Source organism: Synechococcus sp. PCC 6716 (assembly GCF_022570815.1).
Classification (GTDB): domain Bacteria; phylum Cyanobacteriota; class Cyanobacteriia; order Thermosynechococcales; family Thermosynechococcaceae; genus Thermosynechococcus; species Thermosynechococcus lividus.
The window spans coordinates 1-21,187 of record NZ_JAKLTU010000012.1 but is presented as its reverse complement, the minus strand read 5'-3'; the positions used below and the strand labels follow the sequence as shown (position 1 = coordinate 21,187).

Annotated in this window: 23 protein-coding genes, 2 pseudogenes and 1 riboswitch; of the genes and pseudogenes, 10 read left to right on the top strand and 15 right to left on the bottom strand. The window is 48.4% G+C overall.

What is annotated here, in order from left to right:
- Together L5220_RS07870 and L5220_RS07865 are read right to left on the bottom strand one after the other, a co-directional pair.
- Window positions 1-450 (bottom strand): ISL3 family transposase (locus tag L5220_RS07870; protein WP_499572808.1); only part of this gene is annotated, 450 nt, incomplete at its 3' end.
- Between the two features lie 317 nt (window positions 451-767).
- Entirely contained in the window at window positions 768-1,217 is a 450-nt protein-coding gene (locus L5220_RS07865) for a SufE family protein (protein WP_448533034.1), read from the bottom strand.
- Between the two features lie 486 nt (window positions 1,218-1,703).
- A riboswitch (cobalamin riboswitch) is annotated at window positions 1,704-1,848 on the top strand.
- A gap of 271 nt (window positions 1,849-2,119) precedes the next feature.
- On the opposite strand from L5220_RS07865, the gene metE reads away from it, so the two are divergent.
- The 6 genes from metE to cobW all read left to right on the top strand — a co-directional run bounded on the left by metE (window position 2,120) and on the right by cobW (window position 7,995).
- Window positions 2,120-4,366, top strand: a complete 2,247-nt coding sequence (gene metE / locus L5220_RS07860) for a 5-methyltetrahydropteroyltriglutamate--homocysteine S-methyltransferase (protein WP_499572804.1) — start codon at window positions 2,120-2,122, stop codon at window positions 4,364-4,366.
- Entirely contained in the window at window positions 4,350-4,805 is a 456-nt protein-coding gene (locus L5220_RS07855; RefSeq protein ID WP_499572802.1) for a hypothetical protein, read from the top strand. Before metE ends, L5220_RS07855 begins: the two co-directional genes overlap by 17 nt.
- Window positions 4,802-5,257 carry a hypothetical protein gene (locus L5220_RS07850; RefSeq protein WP_499572800.1) on the top strand — a complete coding sequence of 152 codons (456 nt, stop codon included), beginning with the start codon at window positions 4,802-4,804 and terminating at the stop codon, window positions 5,255-5,257. The genes L5220_RS07855 and L5220_RS07850 overlap by 4 nt, the downstream gene beginning before the upstream one ends.
- Window positions 5,258-5,533: 276 nt before the next feature.
- A complete protein-coding gene (locus L5220_RS07845; RefSeq protein ID WP_499572806.1) occupies window positions 5,534-6,523 on the top strand; it encodes a methyltransferase domain-containing protein in 990 nt (329 codons plus the stop codon).
- 16 nt (window positions 6,524-6,539) lie between these two features.
- Entirely contained in the window at window positions 6,540-6,920 is a 381-nt protein-coding gene (locus tag L5220_RS07840) for a DUF1636 domain-containing protein (RefSeq protein ID WP_499572798.1), read from the top strand.
- 19 nt (window positions 6,921-6,939) lie between these two features.
- The gene (gene cobW, locus L5220_RS07835) at window positions 6,940-7,995 is read left to right on the top strand and encodes a cobalamin biosynthesis protein CobW (RefSeq protein WP_499572796.1); all 1,056 of its coding nucleotides are present in this window, start codon (window positions 6,940-6,942) and stop codon (window positions 7,993-7,995) included.
- Between the two features lie 32 nt (window positions 7,996-8,027).
- On the opposite strand, the gene L5220_RS07830 is transcribed toward cobW, so the two are convergent.
- Both L5220_RS07830 and L5220_RS07825 read right to left on the bottom strand, forming a co-directional pair.
- Window positions 8,028-8,627 (bottom strand): pentapeptide repeat-containing protein, encoded by a 600-nt coding sequence (locus tag L5220_RS07830; RefSeq protein ID WP_499572794.1) that lies wholly within the window; start codon window positions 8,625-8,627, stop codon window positions 8,028-8,030.
- A 405-nt stretch (window positions 8,628-9,032) separates the two neighbouring features.
- Window positions 9,033-10,096 (bottom strand): ISKra4 family transposase gene (locus L5220_RS07825; protein WP_499572792.1). Its coding sequence is split into 2 segments (ribosomal slippage): window positions 9,033-9,940 and window positions 9,940-10,096, totalling 1,065 coding nucleotides; the frame shifts between segments, so codons are not numbered across the junction.
- A 62-nt stretch (window positions 10,097-10,158) separates the two neighbouring features.
- On the opposite strand from L5220_RS07825, the gene L5220_RS07820 reads away from it, so the two are divergent.
- Window positions 10,159-11,433 carry a class I SAM-dependent methyltransferase gene (locus tag L5220_RS07820; RefSeq protein WP_499572790.1) on the top strand — a complete coding sequence of 425 codons (1,275 nt, stop codon included), beginning with the start codon at window positions 10,159-10,161 and terminating at the stop codon, window positions 11,431-11,433.
- A gap of 239 nt (window positions 11,434-11,672) precedes the next feature.
- Here the strand turns inward: L5220_RS07820 and L5220_RS07815 are convergent, their stop codons facing one another.
- From L5220_RS07815 to thrS, 6 genes are all read right to left on the bottom strand, one after another.
- Window positions 11,673-12,197, bottom strand: a complete 525-nt coding sequence (locus L5220_RS07815) for a Crp/Fnr family transcriptional regulator (protein ID WP_499572789.1) — start codon at window positions 12,195-12,197, stop codon at window positions 11,673-11,675.
- A 522-nt stretch (window positions 12,198-12,719) separates the two neighbouring features.
- Complete coding sequence (locus L5220_RS07810; RefSeq protein ID WP_499572787.1) at window positions 12,720-13,052, bottom strand: DUF1636 domain-containing protein; 333 nt, start codon at window positions 13,050-13,052, stop codon at window positions 12,720-12,722.
- Complete coding sequence (locus L5220_RS07805; protein WP_499572785.1) at window positions 13,049-13,633, bottom strand: hypothetical protein; 585 nt, start codon at window positions 13,631-13,633, stop codon at window positions 13,049-13,051. The genes L5220_RS07810 and L5220_RS07805 overlap by 4 nt, the downstream gene beginning before the upstream one ends.
- A gap of 145 nt (window positions 13,634-13,778) precedes the next feature.
- On the bottom strand, window positions 13,779-13,970 hold the full coding sequence (locus tag L5220_RS07800) for a GDCCVxC domain-containing (seleno)protein (RefSeq protein WP_499572783.1): 192 nt from the start codon (window positions 13,968-13,970) through the stop codon (window positions 13,779-13,781).
- Between the two features lie 29 nt (window positions 13,971-13,999).
- Window positions 14,000-14,401 (bottom strand): SaoD/DsrE family protein, encoded by a 402-nt coding sequence (locus tag L5220_RS07795; RefSeq protein WP_499572781.1) that lies wholly within the window; start codon window positions 14,399-14,401, stop codon window positions 14,000-14,002.
- A gap of 13 nt (window positions 14,402-14,414) precedes the next feature.
- Window positions 14,415-16,277: a threonine--tRNA ligase gene (gene thrS, locus L5220_RS07790; RefSeq protein ID WP_499572779.1), complete on the bottom strand. Its 1,863-nt coding sequence runs from the start codon at window positions 16,275-16,277 to the stop codon at window positions 14,415-14,417.
- A 190-nt stretch (window positions 16,278-16,467) separates the two neighbouring features.
- Between thrS and L5220_RS07785 the strand changes: the two are divergent.
- Window positions 16,468-17,115 (top strand): annotated as a pseudogene (locus tag L5220_RS07785) (N-acetylmuramoyl-L-alanine amidase family protein).
- Between the two features lie 69 nt (window positions 17,116-17,184).
- Here the strand turns inward: L5220_RS07785 and L5220_RS07780 are convergent.
- The 5 genes from L5220_RS07780 to L5220_RS07760 all read right to left on the bottom strand — a co-directional run bounded on the left by L5220_RS07780 (window position 17,185) and on the right by L5220_RS07760 (window position 19,849).
- Entirely contained in the window at window positions 17,185-17,511 is a 327-nt protein-coding gene (locus tag L5220_RS07780) for a hypothetical protein (protein WP_499572777.1), read from the bottom strand.
- 19 nt (window positions 17,512-17,530) lie between these two features.
- The gene (locus L5220_RS07775; protein ID WP_499572775.1) at window positions 17,531-18,373 is read right to left on the bottom strand and encodes an energy-coupling factor ABC transporter ATP-binding protein; all 843 of its coding nucleotides are present in this window, start codon (window positions 18,371-18,373) and stop codon (window positions 17,531-17,533) included.
- A 208-nt stretch (window positions 18,374-18,581) separates the two neighbouring features.
- Window positions 18,582-19,214, bottom strand: a complete 633-nt coding sequence (cbiQ, locus tag L5220_RS07770; protein WP_499572773.1) for a cobalt ECF transporter T component CbiQ — start codon at window positions 19,212-19,214, stop codon at window positions 18,582-18,584.
- An 8-nt stretch (window positions 19,215-19,222) separates the two neighbouring features.
- Entirely contained in the window at window positions 19,223-19,564 is a 342-nt protein-coding gene (locus L5220_RS07765; RefSeq protein ID WP_499572771.1) for an energy-coupling factor ABC transporter substrate-binding protein, read from the bottom strand.
- Window positions 19,565-19,567: 3 nt separating this feature from the next.
- Entirely contained in the window at window positions 19,568-19,849 is a 282-nt protein-coding gene (locus L5220_RS07760; RefSeq protein WP_499572769.1) for an energy-coupling factor ABC transporter permease, read from the bottom strand.
- 20 nt (window positions 19,850-19,869) lie between these two features.
- Here L5220_RS07760 and pseF point away from each other — a divergent pair, with 20 nt between their 5' ends.
- Together pseF and L5220_RS07750 are read left to right on the top strand one after the other, a co-directional pair.
- Window positions 19,870-20,577, top strand: coding sequence for a pseudaminic acid cytidylyltransferase (gene pseF, locus L5220_RS07755; protein WP_099798188.1), 708 nt, complete (start codon window positions 19,870-19,872; stop codon window positions 20,575-20,577).
- 372 nt (window positions 20,578-20,949) lie between these two features.
- Window positions 20,950-21,187, top strand: a pseudogene (locus tag L5220_RS07750) (hypothetical protein); the annotation flags it as partial.

Below are 21,187 nucleotides of genomic sequence, written 5' to 3'. Positions count from 1 at the left end.
TCCATCTTTCGAATCTCTTCCGATCTCAAAGATGGCTCTAAACGATTCCTTCTCCTGATGCATTCGAGCCAGACTTGGCACTACTTCTCGAATTTCTTCCAGTTTTGCTTTTTGCTTCTGAGTTAGATTTTCCTCCGGCTTGAGTAAGGCATATTTACTTTGTTTGAGCGCGGCTGCAATCTGGGCTTTCTGGACTTCATTTACCGTCTGCTCATTCGCTTTACAAATACTTTGTCGAGCCTTATCCAATTCCTGATTCACAATTTTCATAACATGAAATCGGTCGGCAACCACCATAGCATTAGGTAGGAGTTGATGAACCAAACTTTTATAGTTTCCGGACAGATCAATACTCACCTCAATAATTTGATTGAGTACTGCTGCTCCCCATACCTCAAGCACTTGCCTCACATCTTCCTGCTTGCGAGAAGGGGCAAAGGCAAGGGGAATTCACCGCTCTAAATCGACCAAAACAACTATGTAATCTCCTTGTCCTTTACGTAAGGAAATCTCATCTATACCTAATCGTTTTACTGAACTCACATCGACGTGGAGTTTTTTTTTTACTGACATACTGTACCATTGACCATACTTCTTCATCAGTGAGACCATGTGAAATTGCAACATTATGAATGTCGCTGTGCAAAACCTGTTGATCAATTGACTGAGAAAATCAATCCGAATTAAAACAGGTCGGCTTTGATGTATCTCTGAACTTAACTTCTGATAGTGCGGGCAGCTTGCTTCTTCGTTGAGATGTCGCAGTTTTAAGTTCGCAAGTAAGTCACAGACAGATGATAGACCAGTGCTTTCTGTTGCATCGTTTGAAAAATATTGTAAAAACCATTGGCACGAGACGGAGTCAGGCTGACATCCAGTCCGGTTTGCTGAATGAAATCGGGTGTTAACTGGATAATTTCTGCGGGAGCCAACCCGTTCAATCCTTCAACTAACAGCCCCACTAGTCCCTTGGTTAGTTGAGAGTCGGAATCTCCCTGAAAGATCACCTTTCCCTGCTCCAAACTCGCAGTCACATAGACTTGAGAAACACAACCAGGAACCCGATGGGCTACCACCTTTTGCTCATCGGGAAATGGCGGCAAGCGCTTAGCAAAGCAAAGCAAGTACTCATAGCGCCGCTTCGGTTCCGAAATCTGTTGGAACCGCTGGATAATTCGCTCAAGGGAGGCAGGCAAGGGGTGAGAGACGGGTGACATACTGTTCTAGCAGCACACTACCTATAAAAATGAAAATCACTCTCATTATATAGTGAAGTGGGTGAAAACTGAAGCCGTTCTTCGCAAGCGATACTACCCCTGCAGTTGATCTACTTCCTATGCAGTACCAAGGCACACTGCTATAAGCGGTTCGCTAACTTAGCTGAGGGGGTTCGGGGGTAGATAAGCCCCGCACTGTACTGTCGAGAGGTGGTCAGTGACGGGATACAGCCCCCCCGCGCCAGTCGCAGACTGGCAATGATAAAACAGAATTGGTTATATAAAACGGCGTTTCCGGAATCTAATACAACTACGCGGTAGGGCATTCCGTGTCTGCTTGCAGAGAGTTCTTGCAATGGCTCCTCGACGAAGCGAGAAGCCTGCACTCTAACCGAAGTTGTGTTTACTCAACAAGGTTGAGTGGCGGGAGTATGTCACCTAGACTTGAAATTCAGAATGTGTCATAGTACCTTACCTATTGTGTTATTATTAGGCTACTTGCTCGGTTCTGATGGGGATCAGCCATCAGACGCAAGGGGGAAAGTCCGGTGCAAATCCGGCGCTGTCCCGCAGCTGTGAGGAGAGGCGCAACTCTCTGAGTCAGAATGCCCGCCGAGTTGTAAACCCGTTACACAAACATCTGCGAGGTACGGATGACGCAAACTTCAAGCTTTTGCGACTGGATTTCTATTGACATTTTAAGGTTGTAGCGTTCTTAGCTAACTCTGTAGGCTGGGCGTGAGGTTTTTGTGTGGTGAGGCTACTTGATCAAGGGTAGCCACTCTCTGTACTAGCAATTTAAGGTTAGATCTCTCGCTCTGTCTTTTTGTTCGTGGGCTACCTCCCAATTGGGAGGTGGTACTCCTTGTTTGCTTATTTACAGAACTTAGGACGCTACAACAATGACCATTCAAACTGCAACGCTGGGATATCCTCGCATTGGTAAAAATCGTGAGCTTAAAAAGGCATTGGAAACCTTTTGGAACGATAAGTCTGACATCGGAACGTTGCTGCAAACGATGCGCGAGGTTGAATTTGAAAACTGGAAGGTGCAACTGGAAGCAGGAATTGATCGCATCGGTGTTGGTGACTCCACCCTTTACGACCACGTGCTGGATTGGAGTATTCGCCTAGGGTTGATTCCCGATCGCTTTCGTCATCTGTCGGGACTCGACCAATACTTTGCAATGGCACGGGGCAAAGGTGGCATTCCAGCACTAGAAATGACCAAGTGGTTTGATACCAACTATCACTACTTGGTGCCCGAAATTGACCCGATTGTACAACCAACAGATTTTAGCGATTTTCTAGAAACAGTGCATCGTGCCCAAATTTTCTTGGGTGAACGGGCAGTTCCCATTGTACTAGGCCCCCTCACCTTGGTACGGCTTAGTCGTCTGGCGTTAAACCTAGAGCAAGCGGTTTCCTATCTGCTCGATCGCTATCTCGTCTTACTCAGTGAACTGAAAAATCTGGGTGTGGTTGAAGTACAAATCCATGAACCCGCTTTGGTTCTAGGAGATGCTAACAACTTTAAGGAACTGTATCAGTCAACCTATGATTCGCTCCATCGAATGGGTTTACCTATTCACCTCGTCACCTACTTTGATGATTTGGGAGCCACGTATCCGTGGGTGATGAAGTTACCTGTTGCTGGCATCAGTTTAGACTTCACCCGTGGACGCAATCTTGACTTATTGCAGCAGCACGGATTTCCAGCCGATAAACAGTTGGGTGTGGGGATTGTGAATGCGCGAAATATCTGGAAAATTCGTCCTGAATCAGTGTTATCAACACTAGAAACCATTTATGGCATTACGCCAAATATTCGGTTGCATCCTTCATCATCCCTGCAATTTGTTCCCTATGATGCGACGCGAGAAACAAAACTGGCGGAACCCCTGCGAAATGTGTTGAGTTTTGCGGAACAAAAGCTGGATGAGGTGGTGCTCTTGGCTCAAACGCTTGACGGTAATGATCTGAGCGATCGATTAGCAGTCGTGCAAACCCACTGGCAAGCCTTTGAGCAGTTCAGCCCTGTAAATTCAGAAGTACAAGATCGGCTCCGCAACCTGACTGTCAGTCATTTGGAGCGCGCGATGCCCTATGAGCAACGCAAAAAACTCCAGCCAACGCTGCCGCCCTTTCCGACCACAACCATTGGCTCATTTCCACAAACCTCAGAGGTACGGCAACTCCGAGTCAAGCTAAAACGGGGTGAAATCACTCAAGCCGAATACGAGGCGGCGATCGATGCAGAGATTGCCAAGTGCATTCAAATTCAAGAGGAAGCTGGGCTAGATGTGTTGGTACATGGCGAGTTTGAACGCACTGACATGGTGGAATTCTTTGGACAACAGCTCTCTGGATTTGCCTTTACCGAACACGGTTGGGTGCAAAGCTATGGCAGTCGCTGTGTGCGTCCACCAATTATTTACGGAGATGTTATCCGAACCCAACCTATGACTATTCGAGAGTTCAAGGTGGCGCAATCCCTCACCGATAAAATTGTGAAGGGGATGCTGACTGGACCCGTGACGATGATTAACTGGTCGTTTACCCGCACGGATATTCCTCGCAGTGAACAGGCAATGCAGATTGCGTTGGCACTGCGGGAAGAAGTGGCAGATTTAGAAGCGGCTGGGGCGAAGATAGTGCAAATTGATGAACCCGCTCTAAGGGAAGGATTGCCCCTGAAGCCAGAACGCTGGAATGAGTATCTGTCTTGGGCGGTCGATGCGTTCCGTTTGGCGGCAGGAGTTGCCAAGCCCGAAACTCAAATTCACACCCACATGTGCTACTCCGAGTTTGGCGACATTATTCAGCACATTGAGCATCTGGATGCGGATGTGTTGTCGATCGAGAATAGCCGCAGCAACAATGAGACCCTATTTGAAATTACGGATGCAGGCTACCAACATCAAGTCGGTAACGGCGTTTACGATGTCCATAGTCCAGCCATTCCTAGCACTGACCAGATGGTTCAGCAGATAAAAACCGGGATTGCCAATCTACCGATCGAACAGATTTGGGTCAACCCTGATTGCGGGTTAAAAACACGGCGCTGGGAGGAAGTGATTCCATCGCTGAAAAACATGGTAGAAGCCGCAAAAATCATTCGGGAGGAAATCAATGCGTCCAACGAATGATCTCTGGCGAGGCAACTTTGGCTACTGGCAGAACCGCTTTATTCAGCACAATCTTTTGACCATCGGATACACGGCATGGCTCGGTTACGCAAACCAGGGACGGGGCATGGTTGTCTGCGATGTCGTGGATGCTATCCCTCCTACTATCGACTGGCGCATTGATACTGTGACGTTCCATCAGGCATTCATTCCTCAGTTCCAATCTTGCACCTATATGCAAGCACTGGAACTAGAGAAAACAGCGGTGCAGGCTTTGTTGGAGTCGATCGCCACCTATGACCCAGCTCAGGCGATCGTGGTGCTGGTCACTGGTGACGGTGCCGTAGATATCAACCTGCTGCAAAACCTGGCGATTTCCCCAGCTAACTGTTATGAGCAAGTGCGACGACGCTGGGCAGAATTTCAGCCTGATTTAAACACCCAGAGGAGGTGTCCATGAGTGAAGTCCCTGAATCGATGGATTGGCAGCAAGAGTTTATTGCCACGAATTTGTTGGCGATCGGCTACAACGCCTGGGCAGGTTATCTCGGCGGGGAACGCGGTGCCATTATTTKCAGCACTAATTCTCCGACGGTTGGCATTGCGGGAGAATCCTTCCGCACTTACTTTATTCAGCGATCGCGTCTGGCTGCTTTTCTGAACGCCTGGTTAGCCGCTCCCGACACGGTGATTCTGCACCACCACTTTATGAATGCTCACATTCTGGAAGCGGTGGATTCTTACAATCCAACAACTGAATTGGTCTTTCTGATAGAGTCGTTTAACCAAGTGACGTTCTTTTACCTGAAAAATTTACCGATCACGCCACCCCAATGTTACGAGCAAGTGTGTAAAACCTGGGAGGAGTTTCAGCCAGCGATTTGTGCATTACAAAAGAATGTTGTGTCGTGACTCGGATGATCAATAGCACTACGGCTACTGAATCTCTAAACCGATCGCCCAATTCAAGATCCATTATGCTCAAGTATTACCTGCATCGCTCTGGAAAAATTCCTACATCCGTTCATCCATTTGTGAAACATCAAGTCATCTCTCAATCTAATTCACTTCCTCAATTCGATTCAATGCAAATGATCAATCGCATCAACAACTTTATTCTCTCTAAAGTTCGAGCTGCTCTTCGGCAGAAACGCTAATGCAGCTACATTCGTTCAAGTACTTAGCATGATGAACATTTTCTTAGGGGCGATCGCCCTTTCACTGTCCTTATTGCTGATCGGATTCATCCTTTACTTGCTCTTTCCCCGCAAGTATCAGTCTGCTGATTCTGTTGCCAATTCCTATGACGATTGGACCAAGGACGGCATTCTGGAGTTCTACTGGGGCGAACATATTCACCTAGGGCACTATGGCACTCCGCCCCGCCGCAAGAATTTTCTCAAAGCCAAGGAAGACTTTGTGCATGAGATGGTGCGCTGGGGAGGACTCGATCATCTTCCCGCCGAAACCACTGTTTTAGATGTGGGCTGCGGTATCGGTGGCAGTAGTCGGATTCTGGCACGGGATTATGGCTTCCATGTGACTGGCATTACCATCAGTCCTCAGCAAGTTAAACGTGCCCAAGAATTGACACCGCCTGGGGTGAGTGCCCAGTTCCAAGTTGATGATGCCCTGGCACTGTCCTTTCCCGATGCCAGTTTTGATGTGGTCTGGTCGATTGAAGCAGGTCCTCACATGCCCGATAAAGCACAATTTGCCAGAGAGCTATTGCGCGTTCTGAAACCGGGTGGAATCTTGGTGGTGGCGGACTGGAATCAACGAGATGACCGCCAAAAGCCCCTAAATTTTTTGGAAAAACTCGTCATGCAGCAACTGCTAGATCAATGGTCTCATCCGGCATTTTCCAGCATTGAGGGATTTACGGAATTATTAGAGGCAACGGGACTGGTCGAGGGAACTGTAACGACAGCGGACTGGACTGCTGAAACCCTACCTTCATGGCTCGATTCCATCTGGCAGGGAGTGGTGCGTCCAGAAGGAATTATTCGATTTGGCTTGATCGGGTTGATTAAATCCTTGCGAGAAGTGCCCACCTTCCTATTGATGCGGCTGGCATTTGGAACTGGGCTATGTCGCTTTGGCATGTTTCGGGCAGTACGGACGAATTGCACCGTGCCATCTACAAAAACGATGGAAAACCAGATTGCTTCTGTTTAGGTTCTCAGGAAACGCCATGTCACAAGAGACTTTATTAGTTTGTATTCTCTGCCAATCCTCTCAAACTGAAGAGAGGCAAGCGGGTTTGAGTGAGGGACAATTCCTGTTCAATCAACTCCAGGATGGGTTGGAAACCAGTAGCGAAGCTTGCATCCGGCTTCAACCTGTTCGCTGTATGGGAGCGTGCGATCGCGCCTGTGTGGTCGCATTCATGGCTCCCAACAAGCTCACCTTTATTCTGAGCCAACTCTCCCCCTCCAATTCAGTCCCAGATCTGCTGGAATTTAGCCGTCAATATATCACTGCTTCAGATGGCAAAGTTCCCTACAAAGACCGCCCTGCGACCGTCAAACAGAATATTCATGCAGTTCTGCCGCCATTGCCGAACCAACCTTAAAATCACTTAGGAGTCAATCATGCACAAAATTCCTGTAACCGTCGTCACGGGCTTTTTAGGAGCCGGAAAAACCACTCTCGTGCGTCATTTATTGCAGAACAATCAGGGTCGTCGCATTGCCGTGCTGGTGAATGAGTTTGGTGAAGTCAGCATTGATGGTGAGTTGTTGAAATCCTGTGGGGTTTGTGACGATGATGAAGATCACAACACGAACATCCTGGAATTGGCAAATGGCTGTTTGTGTTGCACCGTTCAGGAAGAGTTTTTGCCAACCATACAGGAGTTGTTAAAAAGACGCGATCGCCTCGACTGCATTTTAATCGAAACTTCTGGTTTAGCTCTGCCCAAGCCTTTAGTACAAGCCTTTCGCTGGCCTGAAATTCGCACTGGGGCAACCGTTAACGGCGTTGTGACTGTTGTGGATTGCGAAGCCCTTGCCAATGGCCAATTTGTGGGCGATCTAGATGCGCTGGAAGCTCAACGGCAAGCTGATGACAATCTGGAGCATGAAACTCCCATTGAAGAACTGTTTAAAGATCAACTGGCGTGTGCCGATATGGTGTTGTTAACGAAGGTTGATCGGGTTGACTTAATGACTCAACATCGTATTCAGCAGTGGTTACAAAAAGAATTGCCAAATGGTGTCAAGATTGTGCCCTGCAAGCAGGGAGAAATTAGTCCCGATCTGTTGCTAGGGTTTAACGCAGCCGTTGAAGACAATCTCGACTCCCGTCCCAGCCATCATGATACGGAAGAGGAGCATGAACACGATGAAGACATTACTTCAATTCATGTCATTTTAGACGAAACATTTGACCCAGCGGAGTTGGTTAGTCGCTTGCAATCTCTGGTTCAGCAGTATGAGATTTATCGGATTAAGGGCTTTGTAGCGGTGCCCAATAAAGCCATGCGGTTAGTCGTTCAAGGCGTTGGCAATCGATTTGATACCTTTTACGATCGCCCCTGGCAACCCAATGAACCGCATCAAACTCGATTGGTCTTTATTGGGCGATCGCTGAATTCAGAACAAGTTTTCTCTGCACTCCAGAAGAGTAACAATGCTCAGCCAGTTTAGCGTTGTATAGAAAATTTCTTTTTGTGATTATTTTAACGAACTTTCTGGCGATGGACTACAACAGTTGAAAAGGGCAGTAAATCAAATAAATCTGATCTAGGTCGAAGCTGAAACTTCGGGAATTTTAATTGCCAATCTTTCCAGATTTGCAAATAACGCGATGGTTCATGCCCTGCCTTTTGCGGCGGCAGCAAAGCTCCCGTCAAAATAGTCTGATCCAGGATAGCTTCAGCAAGCCCAACTACCTCGGAAAGATTGGCTTTTGTCAAATTGGTGTGACTCAAATTAGCCTCAGTTAAACAACTTTGGTGCAAGTTTGCCAGAATCAGAAATGCCTTGGTCAAATTGGCTTGAGTTAAGTTAGCAGCACTGAGATTAGAGTGAATTAAAAATGCCCCACTTAGATCGGCACGATGCAAGTTCGCACCAGTGAAATCAACGCCCATCAGGGATGTGCCACGCAAATCGGCACAGTTTAGATCAATGCCTTGCAACCGGACATCCCTGAGATAAATACCACGTAAATTGACTCCTCGAAAATCACGTTCTCCCCGTCGATAGCGTTCTAAAAGTTCGTCTGCTCTCATGTGGAATGGTTTGACCCGATTGCTTGCAGTTTTGCACTTCGGCATAATTTAACAGACCACACCTAGTCTGACTATCCTGGTCAGGGGCATTTGAGGATTACGAAATGATTAAAGGTATCAATACTCTGAGTTGGGTCGCAATACTGTGTGGAATGTTGTTCAGCTTGTTTCAACTGGGCTTGTTCCAGAAGTTGGAGGAACTGTTGATAATCAATGCCCAACAATCGTTAAGTGCGGTGGGGGTACTTGTGAATATAATGAAGTGGATTCTTCATCGTTGGTAGAGCGGCAAAAACTCCGTTCTACCATCTTTCTTCTCCACCTTTTATATTTCGGACAGGTCTATTTAATATTGAATGTAGAGGAATAAGAAGATGGTGATTGACCGATCTCAGCAAGACTTCCTTCAACCGGACAACCCGGGGGAGCATCCCACTTATGCAGAAATAATCAACTCGCAAGCAACCCGTTGAGGTAGGCACAGCGCAAACTCAACATCGGATTGACTGAAGCAATGTTCCAACGCGCCCCTGAGATTTGTAAGCGTCGTCCAATCTGTTTGACTGCCGATTCCACCGCCCCTGAACCAATCGAGGCGAGTTGTTGAGCTTGGTAGTGGGCATAGTTGACGATGCGGGCGTGATGCTTGTCTAGATAAGCTGAAAAATTGCGTGCTTGTTTCCTTCGACAATCAGCAAACAATGCCTTCGCGGGTTCCACTTGTCCCTGCCACAGCAAGGATTCGGCTTGTTTGAGGCGTTTGAGCGACCCGCCCACTTTGTAGAGGTTCTCTTTGAGATGATACCAGTCGAGAATTTCTCTGCGCGCATCGGCAGAGGCAATGTCTGCAAACAAATTCCAAACTCCATCATGTCCATCGCCTAAACACACCACCGGGGCAAGCAACCGTTGGGCATTGAGGTAATCCACTAGCGTCGGGTTGTCCTGATAAAAGGCAGCATAGTATGTCCCCTGCACCCGCACTGCTTTGTAGTCTCGCCACGGGCTGTCGCTCTGTTTGAGGTCTCGTAAGCGCACTTTCCCACCGTCAATGCTGATCTCAGTTACACCTTGTTTGGCTTCTGGCAACGCAAATGCTTGGCGGCCGACTAATCGTTGTTGGGTGGAGTGTCCCACTGCTATCCCGGTCAATGCCGCAATGTCTGCTTCGGCATCCTGGAATGACTCATTGGCACTCAGGCGCAAACAAGCCTTCTCTAAAACCCCACTCATCCGACTCCGCGCCTTGACCCCCAACCGTTCCGCTTGATGCTTTTGCACCCGCAACTTGCCCACCAAGCTCTTTAGCGGTCGGCTTCGCCCTTTTCTAGGTCGGACGGCACAGTTGACAAAAAAAGGGCAACCTCTGGACTGACGTGTTCGAGCATCTGTTGTCTCACTGTTTGCTCGATCCCTTCGAGGGTTTTCAAGTTGGCTTGATCGCTATTGCGATGAAGAATCTCTGCAATCTCTTGGCTGCAAGCCTTGATTCGTTCTTGCTCTTCTGGAGTCATCGCTGCTTCCTCTTACCCGACCTCTCTATTCTCGCGCTCTTCTGTGTTTTTGCATAACTGGGATGCTCCCCAACCCGGCGTTGAGTGATGGACATACCGCGAGCCTGGCAAATTGTATCCATGAACTACCTGCTGGAGAACGCTATCTTTATCAGCTTTTCAGCCTGATTGAAGTCGGTGATCTAACGGTTACGAATCCAGAAGGCAAAGTATTCCACTTTGGTCAGGTAGATTCTGATCTACCCCTCCACCTGATCATTCACAATTCTGATACCTGCGATTGTCTTCTAGCCTTCGGTACGCTGGGTTTTTGCGAAGCCTATATGGACGGTTGGTGGGATGAAGAGAATAACAACTTGGTTGAACTGATTGGGCTATTTTATCGGAGTAATGTTTACGCAAAAGCGCGGGATCGAGTCACCCTTGCCCTAGCACTCAAAATCATCACACAACGGTTGCGAACCTTACCCATTCTGATTCAAAACAGTCGCAGGAATGTTCAGCATCACTATGACCTGGGCAATGATTTTTACCAGCAGTTTCTAGATTCGACGATGACCTATTCCTGTGGCTATCAGCTTCAGGAAACCGACTCTTTGGAGCAGATGCAGCGTCAGAAGTATGAGTTGATCTGTCGCAAACTGGCACTACAGCCCGGAGAATCGCTGATCGATATCGGCTGTGGCTGGGGKGGAATGCTGCTCTATGCCGCCGAACACTACGGTATTTCTGGAACCGGAGTAACGCTAAGTGAGCCACAGGCAACGCTGGCGCGAGAGCGGATTGAGCAGAGAGGATTGGGCGATCGGCTTGAGATCATCACTGCTGATTATCGGGAAGTGGAGGGACAGTACGATAAGTTTGTCAGTATTGGCATGTTTGAGCATGTGGGTAAAGGCAACTTTGCCACGTTCATGCAAAAAGCATCAGATTTATTAACTGCTAACGGAACTGGACTACTGCACACGATCGTGACCCAAAGTGATGAACGCAATGGAGCCTGGGTAGATAAATATATTTTTCCAGGTGGTTATGCGCCGCAACTGCATGAATTGGCTCAGGAACTATGGGCAGCCAAACTCTCAGTCGCACACTGCGAGAATTTGAAACCGCATTATGCTGAAACGCTGAAACGGTGGGCAAAGAATTTTACAACCCACGAGACAACGATCACTTCCCTCGATCCCCGCTATGATGAACGGTTTCTCCGCATGTGGTATCTCTATCTGCAATCGTTTGAAGCATCGTTCCGCTACAGTGAATTACACGTTTATCAACTTCTCTTTTACAAAGGTAAGCAATGGCAATTAGATGTACCGATGACCTTTTCGATTTAACGATCGGCGCAGTTCGTGCAAGAGCTAACGATCAATGACATGAATACTCTGGGTTGGATAGCAATACTGTGCAGGGTTTTGGAATTTGATGGAAATCAGATCACTGCTACTGATACAGCAGATGGGCATTACTGCCATTGACTCCACTTTGTTGAAACAGCGATAAGGAGATCATCACTAAAATCACCCATGCCAGGCTGTTAAACACCGCTATCCACTTTCCCTGAAATAAACCACGTTTAGGGAACTTGAATTAAGAGCAACTGTTGTCCATCCCAACCAATTCGACCTTCCCGTTCAAACTGACTCAGTAACCGAGTGACAGTTACCCGTGTAGTGCCGAGGGTGTCAGCAATATCTTGATGGGTCAGGCGCAGTCGAATCAGTTGTCCCCGTTCTGACTCATCACCAAACTTATCAGCTAGCCAGCCCAGTAATTGCTGTAACCGCTGATAAATCTGCCCACTGCGAAGCCGCAGTAACACCTGGGTTTGGTGAAGGTGAGATAATAACATTTGATTCAACTCCCAACATTCACTAAACTGAAGCTGACCCACCTTAACATCCTCTAAACATTCAATTTCATAGGGCTGAATACAGGCGAGAGGCTGACCTACAGTGTCTCCTAACCCCCAAAATCCGAGAGTAATGAGAGTGCCATCTTCGGTGAGCGTGTAGGTACGCACTGCTCCAGCTTCAATGTGCCAGAGGGTATTTTTTTCACGCAGCGGCAGGCGTTCTCGTCGCTTAAATGTACGTATCACCGGACTATCAAACTTTGGTGCGATTAGAGTGGGATTCGCCATTGGTCAATTGCTCAGGATATTTAACGATTAGTCATGACGGGTGATAGCATTCTGCAAGGTTTGTATGACTTGGTGCGCGTGCCGTCATAAAGTATGCGCTTTGAGCGATCGCGTAGGATGGGTATCACCCGCTCTCCCATGTAACATGAGTTGACTAACAGGTGCAGTCGCTAAATTTGGCATTTCCTGACGACAATTTGGGCAAAACCAATAGACACCAGAGCTACGGACGTGACGTAACAGGTTTCCAGGGCAACAAGGGCAATCGTTCATGAGGTCTTCCTACTTTTTGCTCAATTGAAGGTGGATAAATAACAGTGTTGACCTCTCATGGAACGCTCAATCGGTATGCCTGGGTTTATTGATAAATATTCTCAATAAACTCAAAGAGATTCTAGCACAATGAAATGATTTCCTACAGCCTATTCTCGTAATTGCTTTCAGTACATGGGCTTGCAGCTTAGCAGGGAGGAATTCTCACTAAAATTCCCTTCTTGAGAATATTGGGGGAATCAACCCATCCGAACTGCGATAGTACTGTTCTGCCAGTTGCAGAATGGCGATGGCCGAAGGCCGGTCGGAGACCATCGCACTTTGGAACGGCGGTAAATCACCAAACATTAGTGTAGTTTTATGGGAAACAGCATAGGCAACGACGCAAGGACGATTACAAGCACTGAGACACTCAACGGGTGCGATCGTGTATTCTGCGGCTAATGTCCACTGTGACTGGAGACGTAGCAGATGATTCAGAAGATGATAACCACCCCGCTGACCCATAGCATTGGGTTTGTCTTGGGAAAATAGATTCATGCAATGGATTGATTAGAGCGAGTTGTAAATTGAACAAAAACGAGATGAATCAGAGCCAGCGCGATCGTCCAAATGGTTGTATTGATCAAAATGCCACGAGTGATCGCCCAAGTTAGGGTATGACTACCTATCAGCAACCAGTCAACTAATAGAATGAGACATTGAAACACGACAAAGCCAAGGAATGTAATCGCACCTAACCATAGACAATACCCTCTCAATGTCCTTTGACTAAAAGTTGGACGGAGTAATGCTAATGCTGTGACAATGAATGTTCCTAGCCCTAATATGAATCCCCATAGCAGAGAATCCGCTGACCAAGGATACTGCCGCAGCGTATAGCCATAGACTTGATTCACCAACCAGATCGACAGGGCAATAAGGATGGCTCGTTTCGGTTTGAGCGTGGTTCCCGCAATCGCGCCAAACGCCACGAAAGGTGGATGGGGATAGATAATGCTACTGAAAGCACCAATCGCAATCAATAGGAGTGTCCAGAGGTAGTTACTGGTAGTATGATTCCATGCACTTGACCACTGGCTCGACTGAGAATCTGCTGTGGTAACGGATTCTTGCAACATACTAGACCTCCTGAGCTAATTTAGTCACTGTTGGGCAACTTGCATCGGCGTAGGCAGGATTGCAAGCAAAGAGTAACAGGGCAAATAAACCAACGATAACTAATGTGATTTTTTTCATGCTTCTTCTAGTCTAGAAATACCTGCATCAGGATTCACGATAGAGGCACTTCACAGTCCCATAAGAACAAAAAACGCAACAATCGCCTAGTAAAGGCTTCAGCACTGTGCTACAGCCTGCACACTCATAGAAGTAGAGACAGGCATCTGAGGGAATCGGCTCTACTTTTTGGTAGCCACAAGATGGACAAGTTAAAGTAGAAAACTGTTCCGTTGCCATTCTTATTCACCTTTGAGCGATACCGCTAATCATAAGGTAATCACCTGATCGGGAGGATTACTGCTTAATGTCGTGTACAAATCTGGAAAACAACCAACGCTCACTCCCTCGACGACATCTTTGACCCTGCACTGCCCCGGTTCTTTGCGCCCGCTTCCGTCCGGATTGCACCAACGCGGCTCACCCTCTGCCAGGTTCCGCTCCAGGGCACACATATCACACATCATCAACAGAATGTTCTGTTCTTTCGCTACCTTCGCCAACCGTTCTCCGATCGGATCGCCCTTTCGCAACACGAAGCAGTTGTCATCGAAGAAGAACATGCCGACCACTTCAACCCCATGTACACCGACTTCCAACTGGGGCAGAATCATCTGTCCTAGCTTGTAAGTACCCCCGCGAGGATGAGCAAAAACGTAGGCAACTTTCATAATTTCTCCTAATCTAAATTAGTTGTCTATTTTCAATTGCTTTCTGCATTTTTTCCTGAAGTTCTGACAACGTTAACGAACCGAGTTCTCCTGATTGGCGGGTTCGCACGCTCAAGGTCTGGTTTTCCACTTCTCGTTTACCCACAACCGCAACGACAGGAATCTTTTCCAGTTCTGCGGTGCGGATTTGTTTACCCAAACGCTCTCCACTGGAATCGACTTCAACCCGGTATCCCAGTTGTTTTAATTGTTGGGCGATCGCAGTGGCATACGCTTGTTGATCATCACTCACAGGCAACACTCGCACCTGGACTGGAGCCAACCAGAGGGGAAAATCTCCAGCATAGTTTTCAGTGAGAATGCCAAAGAATCGCTCTAACGACCCAAAGATGGCGCGGTGAATCATGATCGGACGCTGGCGCGAACCATCAGCAGCGACATATTCCATCTCAAAGCGTTCCGGTAAATTGAAATCGACCTGGATAGTGGAACACTGCCACAAACGCCCGATCGCATCTTTGATCTTGATGTCAATTTTGGGACCATAGAACGCACCACCCCCCTCATCCGTCACATAATTCCAGCCCTTTGCATCTAAGGCTCGAACCAAGGCACCCGTGGCTAATTCCCAAATCGCATCTGTGCCCACAGACTTTTCAGGACGAGTGGAAAGATAGACCTCATACTCTGTGAAACCAAAGTCAGAGAGAATCTGCTCGGTTAAGTTCAACACCTCCAAAATCTCATCTGCCACCTGTTCGGGCAGGCAAAAAATATGAGCATCATCTTGGGTAAAGCCGCGCACTCGCATCAAACCATGTAATACACCTGATCGCTCGTAGCGATAGACGGTGCCCAACTCTGCCCAGCGAATCGGCAGTTCCCGGTAAGAATGCAAATGGCTTTGATAGGTCAGCACATGAAACGGGCAGTTCATCGGTTTTAGCTGGTACTGCTGCGTCTCAATCTCCATCTGGTCAAACATATTCTCACGGTAGAAATCGAAGTGACCAGAGGTTTTCCAGAGATCAAGATTGGCAATATGCGGCGTGTAGAGTAGTTCGTACCCTGCATCCAGATGCGCTTTGCGCCAATAGTCTTCAATCAAGAGCCGCATCCGCGCCCCTTTGGGATGCCAGAAGACCAGTCCCCCGCCGGCATCCTCTTGGATACTAAATAAATCGAGTTCTTGCCCCAATTTGCGATGGTCGCGGCGTTTCGCTTCTTCTTTTTGGGTGAGATATGCCTGTAGCTGTTCTGGAGTCTTCCAGGCGGTGCCGTAGATCCGCTGCAACTGCGGCTTGGTTTCATCCCCTCGCCAATAGACTCCCGCTACACCCTCTAGGGCAAAGGCATTGGGGTTAATTTCACCCGTGTAGTTGAGATGCGGTCCCGCACACAAGTCCCACCAGCAGCCCTGACCACCGGTTTTAGGGATAACGGTGTCGGCGTTGATGTGAAATAGGGAAGCCTCTGATACGCCTTGCAGGGTATCTGCACAGCCAATAAAGTAGCGCGTAATTGGTTCATCCGCAGGGATGCTGTCGAGAATTTCCAACTTGTAGGGTTCGTGGAGCTGCTCTATTTCTGCCCGAATTTGCTCGCGATCGACCACTTCTCGAATGATCGGCAAATTGGCGTTGATGATGCGGCGCATCTCGGTTTCAATCTGAGTGAGATCGTCAGGGGTGAAGGGGGTTTGACGATCGAAATCATAATAGAAACCAGTGTCTGTCCAAGGTCCGATCGTTACTTTGGTCTCTGGAAACAATGTCTGCACTGCCATTGCCAGCACGTGGGCACAGGTATGACGAAGCCGCCGCAACATTTCAGCGCTGGTTTGGGCAGAAGGGGACTGAAGAACAGAACGGGTCATAATCGATATGAATGATAATCATTCTCATATTATCATCACTTAGCCGAACGCAAAAACTCGGCTCTCCAGTTTTTTGGACTTCAAATTCGTGAAATTTCATTGGCAATTCGTTGGCTGTTTTGGACTGATCTGGCTGCAAACCGTTGTGGTCACCGCTCAACCGTCCCCCTCATCGCCTGCTGGTGAGACGATGACCGTTCCCAACCACTCAGTCCCAGAAAGGATAGAATCTGCACCAACAGTCCCAGTTCCTTCCCCCCAACCAACCAATCTTCTACCCCAGCAGGGTCCGAGCGTCGTTATCGATCTAGGTCATGGTGAGCCTGATCTTGGTGCTGTTGGAATTGGCGGGATTTACGAAAAAGACATTGTCTTAGACATCAGTTTACAAGTCGCTAGTTTGCTGGAGAATCAGGGAATCTAGGCAATTCTGACCCGACAAATCGATATGGATTTGGGCTTACAACCGCGTGTAGAGATTGCGAACCGTGCTCGTGCCACCCTTTTCGTCAGTATTCATGCCAATGCCATCAGCATGAGCCGTCCAGAGGTAAACGGGATTGAAACTTTTCATGTTGCGGGTAACAGAGAAGGACAACGACTGGCAGAACATATTCAGCAACAACTATTGGCAAATACCGGAATGCGAGATCGCGGTGTGAAACGTGGTCGCTTTTATGTTCTGGTTCGTACTGCGATGCCTGCGGTGCTGGTAGAGGTTGGCTTTGTGACGGGTCAAGAGGATGCAATACGACTCAGCGATCCAGCCACTCGCACCCAGATGGCACGGGCGATCGTGCAGGGCATTCTTGATTATCTCGCAAACAACCAACCATGAACTGTAAGACTTTAGCTCCATTGGATCAGCAGTTGCATTCACAAGGTGTCTCCGCAGGAGAATCGCCCCTCACTCTGGAAAGAAAAACTCTGCTGAATCTTCATCCACGGGTTCACGATTACGGTAATATGCCTCTAATTCTTTCGGGCTGACGGAATTCTCGGTGGGACTCTCAAAAAATGCCTTGATGCGGATATAGCGCCGTAGTCCTTCCGCGCCGGCATCTTCCCGCGTAGCCTCTTTGAAATCATCTGGGAAGGTTTCACTCACCTTAATCCAGGCTTCCTGCAAAATATCCTCGATTTCAGCACTGGGAGCCTTGTCCAGCAAGGTTTCCAAGGCTTCCAGAATCTCGATCGTCTGAAGAATTTCGGGAGTGATATCAGATTCAGCCATTTGCTTGCTGTCATCAATGTTATCTGGGTAAGTGATTGAGCCAGTTAGAGCGCAACTCTGCGACCGTTTTAGGGGGAGAGTGGCGATCGCGCCAAGTTACCGGGAGCGCATTCCAGCATTCCAGCAGAGTGGGCATCCCCAGTTGCAACTGGTTCAAGATATCGACCTGTGTGAAAACCTGCTGTGCCTGTTTGGATAACACCAATTGTCCTCCATGCAGTACAATCACCCAATCTGCCCAAGCATAAGCAAGATCAAGGTCGTGGGTTGCCATCACAATTGTCGTGCCGCTGGTATGGATGCGATCGAGTTCTGCCAATAAATGGTGAGTTTGCCGCCGATCCAGATAGGCAGTGGGTTCATCCAGCAACAGCAATTCTGGTTGTAATGCCATCACACCTGCCAGTGCCACCCGTCGCTTTTGCCCTAAGCTGAGATGGTGAAGACGGCGATCGGCGAGATCTTGGAGGAAAAAGTCGTGCAGGGTTTGATGCAGGCGTTGGGCAACTTCGGCTCTGGGCAATAACAAATTGTAGAGTCCGTAGGAAATGTCTTCAGCAACGGTTGCCGCAACCAGTTGCTCTTCTGGCTCTTGAAATGCTAGACTAATCCGTTGTCGCCATTGGTTCAGCGCAGGTACATGATAGCGGAGAGGTTCTCCTTTCCAAGAAATCACACCAGAACTACAACGGTATAACCCATCTGCCAGCAAAAGCAAGGTTGATTTGCCACAGCCGTTGTGTCCGAGAATGGCAGTCTTTTGACCTGCAAAAATTGATAGGTTGAGGTCCTGAATTGCAGGTTGAGCCGCACCGGGATAACGGTAGGAAACGGCTTGAAATTCCAGCAGGACTGAGGGCATGGAGAGCGTGAAGGAATCGACTAGGTAAATAAGCGTCTAAATTCTAAATTCTAAAAATACTAATACGGCACATCCAATGAGAGATTCGATCGCATAGCGTCTGGAGTAACGATAGGATGAATTGGAGTAAACTTGAAAATTTACGTTAAAACCACGGGAAGCAAGAGAAAAGCGGTGATAGTGTTGCAGCGATCGCACCATCAATTGACTAACTAATAGTCCTGTCTAATAGTCCTTTGCTGTGCATCCACCGCTGGCGGGTGCGATAACCACCGCGTGCCCGTTGTGCCAGTTGAAGTTGCGTTAAGACATCGAGAAACAAAAAGATGAATCGATACATTAGTAATATAATAAATAACAGATCAATTAACACAGTAGGGATGCGACATTGACGCAAGATTGACAACAATTCTGCGAATCGAATGGTGAATAGAATGAATAACAGACAGGAAGTACAGGCAATCGATCGCGCCCCCACTTCGATCGCCTGTACTAAGCCCGATTGACTGATAAAACCATACCAATTGCCCACTACCAGCCCCCCAAACGAATTCGTCTGGGTCAGAGCGCGTTGCTCCACTGGGACAATCTCCAACACCAATGCTGGAACGCTGGTCAATAGAAAGAGCAGCATCACGACCAGTACCGATCTATAGACCCTGAAAGGGGTTCGAGCATAGCCAACTGTCCATACGCTGAGCCAGATAAAAATTACTCCCTGAGTGGCAGGATGGGCGATCAGGGCGATCGCCAGCACGACTAGGGCAAAGATCAGCTTCTGTTGGGGCAGTAAGGGTCGGAGACGGTTGGTGTAGGCATAGACATCGAGATGATGATGCATTGATCCAACTAATGATCCTTGAATTCTGGAGACTGGCTCACTTCTGGGTGGTGTTGGGATGCCTGTCGCTCGTGCCTGCTTCGATATAGCCCAAAAACATAGCCGATGACTCCTGCTCCTAGTGCCGCTTGGACGGCAAAGAACAGTGATTCAATTTCGCCACTGGTTGGTTCAAAGACCGGATTAAACCAAGGCTGATAGCTTGGGCTAACCTCCTGAATTACAGCTTCTGCTTCAGCGTCAGCACCGCTAAACTCGGCTTTGCGCGCCAGCAATAATGGGGCGATCGCCAGCACCACTACCGCCACAACCAATACCCAATTGTTCCAACGTTGATTCTTTCGGCTCATTGGTTATGACTCCTGCTTGATCAAATTCAGGACTTGCAATTCTTCTCGGTTGTAGGTTTGCAACCAGTTCCAAACCATCACCGTCAAGAGACCTTCAGCGATCGCTAAGGGAATTTGCGTTAGGGCAAAAATGCTAGCAAACTTAGCAAAGGCTGCCAACACCCCACCCGTGGCTGCGGGAAAGGCAACGGCCAACTGTAGCGAGGTCAGCACATAGGTCAATAGATCGGCTAGCGCAGTCCCTAAAAAGACAGCTAGGGTTTGTCTAGCGCTTATAGATTGCAATAGACGCTTTGAGGAAAAGAATGAAGATCGCCATCATTCCAGCGCGGGGCGGCAGTAAACGTATTCCCCGCAAAAATATACGTGACTTTTGTGGCAAACCAATGCTAGCCCATGCTATTTGCGCCGCTCAGGCATCCAGTCTGTTTGACCGTATTGTCGTCTCAACCGAGGATACAGAAATTGCTACTGTGGCCACTCAATGGGGTGCAGAGGTGCCATTTACGCGTCCAGCGGTATTAGCAGATGATCACACAGGCACCACTCCGGTCATTGCCCATGGCATCCAAGTCTTGCAAAAACAAGGTTGGGAAATAGACTACGTCTGTTGTATCTATCCGGCAGTTCCCCTGTTGCACGCGGCGGATCTCAATAAAGCCCTAGAGCTACTGCTGAGTGTGCAGGCTCCCTACACATTTCCGGTAACAACATTTCCTTCACCCATTCAGCGGGCACTGAAGCGACACGAGACCGGTCGGATGGAACCGTTTTACCCAGAGTATGAACAGGTACGCACCCAAGACTTAGAACCCGCCTACTATGATGCAGGCCAGTTTTACTGGGGAACAGCACACGCTTGGCTGACCGGTGTGAGTATTCATCGCGCAGGTGTTGGACTCGTTATTCCCCACTGGCGAGTTGTAGATATAGATACCCCCGAAGACTGGCAGCGGGCAGAACTTCTGTATCAAATGGCGTTGTTGCATGAAGAGGGGGTACGAAGAGCATAGAAGAGGATAGATATGTTGACATCCTTCCTGCCGCAAGCGGACGGGGTTTTTCGCTCACATTCGATAAAACATCCCATCTTGAGCACTACCCTAGTTTGAAAATTTGGCGTTGCTGAATAGACGTATGATGGTCTTTTGCCGCCCTCACCCTAGCCCTCTCCCAACGGAGAGGGAACAAGACTCTTAGCTCCCTTGTATCTTAAAACTAGAGAGACAGACCGTCACCCCTTAGATGCGAGACATCGTGGAGAAGCTAGGGTCATCTCTCTGATGCAACAGGTCAAACTCGAATCATCGGTTGGGACAGTAGAACCCGCATGACGCAAGGCTGAGTAAACACCTGATTTACCCCCAGACAGGCGCAAAAGTGATATGCAGGATCAAGAACAATGGATTGGCATTGATGTGTGTAAGCGGTGGCTAGATGTACATCTACGCCCCCAGAAGCAGAGTTTTCGCGTGAGCAACACTGCGAGTGGGATTCGCGAACTTCTGACTCACCTGTGTCCGCCTGAGGCGGTCGCTCGGGTGATTCTAGAATCCACTGGCGGCTATGAGCGGTCAGTGGCGTTGGTGCTGTCCACGCTAGCCTATCCCGTGGTCGTGATTA